Origin of the sequence: Pseudomonas sp. PS02290 (genome assembly GCF_029960075.1) — a bacterium.
Lineage (GTDB): Bacteria > Pseudomonadota > Gammaproteobacteria > Pseudomonadales > Pseudomonadaceae > Aquipseudomonas.
In genome coordinates, this window is sequence record NZ_JASCOY010000156.1 from 1 (window position 1) to 7464 (window position 7464).

5 protein-coding genes are annotated in these 7464 nt (G+C 62.6%); 2 read left to right on the forward strand and 3 right to left on the reverse strand.

Annotated elements, in window-relative coordinates; all coding sequences use genetic code 11:
- Nucleotides 1-153: 153 nt before the first annotated feature.
- Genes QMX88_RS28095 through QMX88_RS28105 form a run of 3 tightly spaced genes read right to left on the reverse strand, consistent with a single transcriptional unit; the run spans nt 154 to nt 3893 of the window.
- Entirely contained in the window at nt 154-1380 is a 1227-nt protein-coding gene (locus QMX88_RS28095) for a c-type cytochrome (protein WP_282373517.1), read from the reverse strand.
- Entirely contained in the window at nt 1377-3140 is a 1764-nt protein-coding gene (locus QMX88_RS28100; protein ID WP_282373518.1) for a GMC family oxidoreductase, read from the reverse strand. Before QMX88_RS28100 ends, QMX88_RS28095 begins: the two co-directional genes overlap by 4 nt.
- A gap of 6 nt (nt 3141-3146) precedes the next feature.
- On the reverse strand, nt 3147-3893 hold the full coding sequence (locus QMX88_RS28105) for a gluconate 2-dehydrogenase subunit 3 family protein (protein WP_282373519.1): 747 nt from the start codon (nt 3891-3893) through the stop codon (nt 3147-3149).
- A 522-nt stretch (nt 3894-4415) separates the two neighbouring features.
- Here QMX88_RS28105 and mrdA point away from each other — a divergent pair.
- Together mrdA and QMX88_RS28115 are read left to right on the forward strand one after the other, a co-directional pair.
- Nucleotides 4416-6350: a penicillin-binding protein 2 gene (gene mrdA / locus QMX88_RS28110; protein ID WP_192172219.1), complete on the forward strand. Its 1935-nt coding sequence runs from the start codon at nt 4416-4418 to the stop codon at nt 6348-6350.
- Between the two features lie 138 nt (nt 6351-6488).
- The coding region (locus QMX88_RS28115; RefSeq protein ID WP_282373520.1) for a thiamine pyrophosphate-binding protein at nt 6489-7464 on the forward strand (976 nt) is incomplete at its 3' end.

A 7464-nucleotide genomic window follows, 5' to 3' on the forward strand; every position in this document is an offset into this window, starting at 1 on the left:
ACGGAGCGAGACCGGAGTGAAGGAACCCTGACGAAGGAAGGGCCCAACCAGGAGCACAAGCCCTTGGTTACTTGGGGCTTTATCAAGTAACTCGCCGAAGGCGAAACGTCTGCCCCCAGGCAGACGCTCTTGATCTTCCGGTCGAAGGTGAACCTACTTCGCCCTCAACCCCTCACGCACATCCTTCACATCCGAACCGGACACCGCCGGCGCCGCATTGCCCCACGTATTACGCACATACGTCAGCACATCCGCGACATTCTCATCCGACAGATTCCAGCCAAACGCCGGCATCGCCGGAGCCGTCGGCGCAGCATCCGTCGCACCCGCACGACTGCCCGCCAGCACCACACGAATCAGCGACGACGGATCGTTGCTGTTCACCAACGGCGCCAACGCCAGTTTCGGGAACAGATTGACCGCGCCTTCACCGGTCGGCGTATGACACGCCGAGCAGCGATCCGCATAAATCGCCTTGCCCGCCACCATCGCCGCATCATCCGCAGCGACTGGCTTGGCCGCCTCAACCGGCTTGGCACCGTCCTTCAAGTACACCGCCACCGCCAGCAAATCCTCATCCTTCCAGTGCTGCGAAGAATGCTCGACTTCCTCGGCCATTGGCCCGGAGGCGATGTCGAAACGGTTTGCGCCGGTCTTCAGGTACTTGACGATGTCCGCCTCGCTCCACGCACCAATGCCATCGTGGCCAGTGGAGGTGATGTTCGGTGCGACCCAGCTCTGCAGATTGGCGCCGGTGAGGAACTGATCGTTCTTGTCACCGCCAATCAGGTTCTTCGGCGTATGGCACGTGCCGCAGTGGCCCAGACCTTCCACCAGGTACGCGCCGCGATTCCACTGCTCGGACTTCTGCGGATCGGCTTTGAATTCGCCTTCCTTGAAGTTGATCAGGTTCCAGCCGATCAAGCTGGTGCGCACGTTGAAGGGGAAGGGCAGCTGGTTGGTTTCAACCTTGTTTTCCACCGGGTCGACCGTTTTCAGGTACGCGAAGATCGCCAGATTGTCCTCACGCAGCACCTTGGTGTAAGCGGTGAACGGCATGGCGCCGTACAAACGCTTGCCGTCCAGGCCGTGGCCCTTGGACATGGCGTTCTGGAAATCCTCGAAGCTCCAGCGGCCGATGCCGGTCGCCGGGTCCGGGGTGATGTTGGCGCCCGCCAGCTTGCCGAACGGCGTGTCGAGGATCACGCCGCCGGAGAACAGCGGTTTGCCCGGGATCGTGTGGCACGCGGTGCAGTCGCCCAGAGTGGTCAGATAGCGGCCTTTTTCCACGATGTTGTAGGAATCGGCGCCGGTTGCGGCATGAGCCAGGGAAACAGACAGGCCGATAACGCCTGCGCAGACCGTCAGAAGAGTCTTCATACGCTGATCATCTCCCCTGGACGCTTGAGGTAGCGGGTGCGGATCGCATCCGCCGCTTTGAAGGCCAGCGCCGCGACGGTGCCGGTCGGGTTGTAGCCCGGGTTCTGCGGGAAGGCGGAAGAGCCGACCACAAACAGGTTCGGCACGCCCCACACTTGCAGGTGTTTGTTCACCGAGCTGTTTTTCGGGTCGGCGCCCATGATGAAGCCGCCGACGATGTGCGACGACTGATACGGCGCGCTGTTCCAATGCCCTTGCTGGGAGCTGGGCACCATCTGCCGCGGGTTCATGCTCTTGGCGATTTCGCCGACCTTGCCGATGACGTAAGCGGCCATCTTGCGGTCGTTCTCCGGGAAGTCGAAGGTGATGCGCAGCAACGGACGACCCAGCGGATCTTTATAGGTCGGGTCCAGCGACAGGTAGTTGGTGCGGGTCGCGTAGCTGCTTGCTTCGCAGCCGATGGACATGGTGCTGGCGTAGTTCTTCACCGTGGCTTTCTTCCACTCCGAACCCCAGGCCGGGGTGCCGGGCGGGAGAGGGCGTGAGTCGATGGGCGCGGCACCGATCGGCGTCACACGGGTGCTGCCGCCGCCGACGAAACCCAGACCCGAGTGGTCGAAGTTGTCGTTGTTGAACTCGTCGATGCCCATGCCGATGGCGCCGCCGCCGATAAACGGGTTGAAGTTCTTGTCATCGAAGAACATGCGCACGCTGTTGGCGGTCTGGTAGGCGTAGTTGCGGCCCGTGGTGCCGGTGTTGGTCACCGGGTCGTACGGCTGGCCGACGCCGGAGAGCAGCATCAGGCGCACGTTTTCGAAGATGAAGGCGCTGATCACCACCAGTTCGGCGGGTTGTTCCCACTCTTCGCCGTTGGAATCCATGTAGACGATGCCGGTGGCGCGCTTGCCGCTACTGTCCATGGTCACGCGCAGGACTTCGCAGTTGGTCATCGCGGTGAAGTTCGGCTTGCGCACCAGAACCGGCAACACCGTGGTGATGGCGCTGGCTTTGGAGTAGTTGGCGCAGCCGTAGTTGGTGCAGAAACCGCAGAATGTGCAGGCACCCATGGCCACGCCGAGGGAGTTCACGTACGGGCGCGATACCAGGGCCGAGGGCACCGGGAATGGCTTGTAGCCCAGGTTTTTCGCGGCTTCGGCGAACAGCGTCGGCGCGTAAGTCTGTGCTGTCGGCGGGTTCGGGTATTCCTCCGAGCGAGCGCCTTCGAAGGTGTTGCCGCCCTCCTGGATCACGCCCTTGATGTTGCCGGCCTTGCCGGAGATGCCCGCCAGGCGATCGAACTTGGCGTAGAACGGCTCCATTTCGTCCCAGTCAGTGCCCCAATCCTGCAAGGTCAGTTCAGGCGACAACTCCTTGCCGTAACGCTCGGTCAGGTGGCTGTGCAGCCGGAATTCGTGGGGCTGGAAACGGAAGGTGATGCCGGCCCAGTGGTTGCCCGCGCCGCCGGTGCCGTTGCCCGGGTGAAACGAACCCCAGCTGCGCATGGGTAGCGCTGTCTCGGTCACGCTGTTACGAATGGTCGTGGTGTTTTGCCGGGTCCTCAGCATCAGGTCCTGACGGCGGTTGTAGCGCAGTTCGTCCGCCGCCGAGGCAACGTTGAAGTCTGCAGCGGTGTCGCGCCAAGGGCCGCGTTCGAAGCCGATGATCTTCAGGTTTTCGTCAGCCAGTTCATTGGCGATGATGGATCCGGCCCAGCCGAGCCCGACAACCACGACGTCCGTGGAAGGTAGTTTTTTGGCCATGTCGAATTAACCCTTCTTGGTCCAGGCGGAGCTGCCGATGATGGAGAGCGGCACCAGATTCAGCTTCTGGTTGTGCAGACCGATGTACTCGCGGTAGTCGTAGCGGGCACCGGGGAAGCCGATCATTTTCCACGACACCATGTCGCGGTTGCCGCCGTAGACCGGGTCGGCGAAGAAGCCTTCCATGGTGTTGCCGAGCACCTGCTGAAAGAACAGCTTGGCGTCGATGCCGTCCAGCGTGATTTCCGCCTTGTCCAGACCGGTCAGGACTTTGTCCTGTTGTTCTGCGGTCAGGCCGCTAAAGCTTTTCTGAAACTGCTTCTGGCAATAGCCTTCGAGGCCGGCGAGGCCGAGACGGTAGCGCTGGCGCGGCACCAGTTCCGACTGGTCACCCTGCATCGGCGTGCCCTGAACGAACGGGCCCTGCATGTACAGACGGCTGAAGGTGCCGTACTCGCCGGCCAGCTGACGGTCGATGAACACCGCGCAGCCGGCGTCCTTGCCGCTGACGCTGAGGTCATCGGCGGGAATCAGTCGGGCGACAATGGCTTCCACCGCAGTGGCCTCGGCGTCGGTGAAGAACTGCCAGCCGGGGGTGTCGTAGTGCATCGGACCGTTGTGGTCGAAGGGCACCCACTGCGGAACGCCAACGACGGTGGCGGCCTGGGCCGTAGCGGCGGCGCCCACGGCCAGCGTCGTGGCTGAACCTTTCAGCAACTGGCGGCGGGTGAGGCCTTTGGATTTCTCTGTCATTCAGGGCTCCTGCAAAACCACGCCCCCACAGGCCATTGGGGAATGGTCCGTGCCGGGGCTGTGCTCTGCGTTCTTTATCACGGGTATTGCCGCGCATACGATGTGCACGGCAAGTGGCTCTTGGCGGGGTGTGACATTGGGTCTCTGGCAGCCCGGCGGCCGAATAGCGCACGCTGAGCGGGGAGTTGCCGTAACTGATCCCTGTTTTTTCACGCCAACTGGCATGATAGATGTGTTACGACGTGTTGCGGCGAGTGAATTCTGTAAATGACTCTTACCGATCCCGTAACAGTCACGGTCCTTTCGAGTAACAATGAGCCGGCGACGGCTCGTGTCGTTTCACCTAACCGGGCCTTATGGATTGAGTGTCAGCGCGGGCGGCGGCTCGAACCTGACAGAATCTTCATAAAGCCGAGTCCGTCGCCAGGAGCACTTCTTGGTATCGTGCACGCCATTTGCGTCCCGCCTATTCACGCGGGGTGCTGACTGTGCTGTCCATCTGTTCACCGAGTAGCTGCAGAAATGCCCGATCCAATACCTTTAAAAGACCACGAGAAGGAAACCCGGCTGGTCAACAAACGCTTGATCGCCTGCGCCGTGTTCGTGGCCATGCTCAGCGTCGCGCTGGTGTGCCGCATGTACTTCCTGCAAGTCACCGAATTCGCCTACCACTCGACCATCTCCGAAAACAACCGCGTCCATGTCCTGCCGATTCCGCCCGAGCGCGGGCTGATCTTCGATCGCAACGGCGTGATCCTCGCCGACAACCGGCCCAGCTTCAACTTGACCATGACCCGCGAGCGCGCAGGCGACTGGCATGCGGTCATCGACGAACTGATGCAGATCCTCAACCTGCCCGACGAGGACCGCATTATTTTTGACAAGGCGATGAAAAACTCGCCTCACCGCTTCGTGCCGGTGACGCTGTTGTATGAACTGACCGAAGAGCAGATCGCCCTGTTGGCGGTCAACCAGTTCCGCCTGCCGGGCCTGGACGTAGAGGCGCAGTTCGTTCGCCACTACCCGCTGGCGGAGCACTTCGCCCACTCCATCGGCTACGTCGGGCGGATCAACGAGAAGGAAGCGACTCAGCTCGATCAGGTGGAATACCGCGGCACACAGTCCATCGGCAAGACCGGCGTCGAGCGCTTCTACGAAAGCGAGCTGCATGGCCATGTCGGCTACGAAGAAGTGGAAACCAACGCGCAGGGGCGGGTGTTGCGCGTGCTCAAACACACCGATCCGGTGGCCGGCAAAAACATTACCCTGAGCCTGGACATCAAGCTGCAAGAGGCGGCGGAACATGCCCTGGGCGATCGTCGCGGCTCAGTGGTGGCGATCGATCCGGCCACCGGCGAAGTGCTGGCGATGGTCAGCAAACCGAGCTTCGACCCGAACCTGTTCGTCACCGGCATCAGCTTCAAGGAATATTCGGCGCTGCGGGATTCGGTCGACCGGCCGCTGTTCAACCGTGTGCTGCGCGGGCTGTATGCGCCGGGTTCGACTATCAAGCCGGAAGTGGCGATTGCCGGCCTGGACAGCGGGGTCGTCACGCCGTCTACGCGGGTGTTCGACCCGGGCTATTTCCAGCTGCCTGATTTCGATCACAAGTATCGCAACTGGAACCACAGCGGCGATGGCTGGGTGGACCTGTACGCGGCAATCATGCGCTCCAACGACACCTATTTTTATGACCTGGCCCACAAGCTGGGGATCGACCGCCTGCACGATTACCTGACCATGTTCGGTATCGGCCAGAAGGTCTCGCTGGACATGTTCGAAGAATCGGCGGGGCTCATGCCGTCGAAAGAATGGAAGCGCATCACCCGGCGTCAGGCCTGGTTCCCGGGGGAAACCGTGATCCTCGGCATCGGCCAGGGCTACATGCAGGTGACGCCGCTGCAACTGGCCCAGGCGACGACCTTGATCGCCAGCAAGGGCATCTGGCACCGTCCGCATCTGGCCAAGGAAATCGGCGGCGTGGCGCCGGTGGACGAGCATCCGATGCCGAACATCGTGCTGCGCGATTCCCACGAGTGGGATCAGGTCAACAACGGCATGCAAGCGGTGATGCACGACCCGCGCGGCATCGCCCGTGCGGCCGCGCAAGGTGCGCAGTACCGCATCGCCGGCAAGAGCGGCACCGCGCAGGTGGTGGCGATCAAGCAGGGCGAACGCTACAACCGCGACAAGACTCTTGAACGGCACCGCGACAACGCCTTGTTCGTCGGCTTTGCCCCCGCAGCCAATCCGAAGATTGTCGTCGCGGTGATGATCGAGAACGGCGAGGCGGGCGGACGGGTGGCGGGTCCCGTGGTGCGGGAGATCCTCGATGCCTGGCTGCTGGATCAGGACGGTCACCTGAAACAGCAGTACGCGACGCCAAGTGTCACGCCGATCAACCCGAAAGTGCAGATCGCCGCGCCGAGCAAGGCGCCGGGCCAGCCGCCGGTGTGATGGCAGGCGTCTGTGGGTGGGTAGGCACGTTTGCCCACACGCACTGAACTGTGCCCGGCGTGACGGGTCGATTTGAGACCACGCGTGATGTCTGTTCCGGCATCGCGCGCCAATTCGACTCGACAAGGAACTTGCCCCATGTCCAGCAGAACCATCGCCGATTACCTCGCCCAAACCCTCGCCGCAGCCGGCGTCTCGAAGATCTGGGGCGTCAGCGGCGACAGCCTGAACGGTCTGACCGACAGCCTCCAGCGCCTGGGCAAGATCAAGTGGATGCACACCCGTCACGAAGAAGTCGCGGCGTTCGCGGCCGGTGCGGAAGCGGCGTCCACCGGCAAGCTGGCGGTCTGTGCGGGCAGCTGCGGCCCGGGCAACCTGCACTTGATCAACGGCCTGTATGACTGCCACCGCAGCGGTGTGCCGGTCCTGGCCATCGCGGCGCAGATTCCGTCGTCCGAGATCGGCCTGAATTACTTCCAGGAAACTCACCCCACGGACCTTTTCAAGGAGTGCAGCCACTTCGTCGAAACCGTCAGCACCCCCGAGCAGTTCCCTCGGGTGCTGGAGCGGGCGATGCGCGCGGCCATCAGCCAGCGCGGCGTGGCGGTGATCGTGATTTCCGGCGACGTCGCCCTGAGCGCAGCGCCTGACATCAAGCCCCAGTGGGTCGATCACGCGCCTGCGCGGGTGATCCCGGCAGAAGCCGATCTGCAGCGCTTGGTGGACCTGCTGGACAAATCCAAGGCCGTGACCATTCTTGCGGGCGCTGGCTGTGCCGAGGCCCACGATCAGGTGGTTGCGCTGGCCGAGAAGTTGTCTGCCCCAGTGGTCCACGCCCTGCGTGGCAAGCAATACATCGAATACGCCAACCCCTTCGACGTCGGCATGACCGGACTGATCGGTTTCAGTTCCGGCTACCACGCGATGATGGCCTGCGACACGCTGGTGATCCTCGGCAGCAGCTTCCCATACCGCAATTTCTACCCGGAAAAAGCAACCGTCATCCAGATTGACATCGATCCGACGGCCCTCGGCCGTCGCGTGCCGGTGGCCCTCGGTCTGGCCGGCGGCGTCGCTGAAACCCTCGACGCCGTGCTGCCTCGCCTCAAGGCCC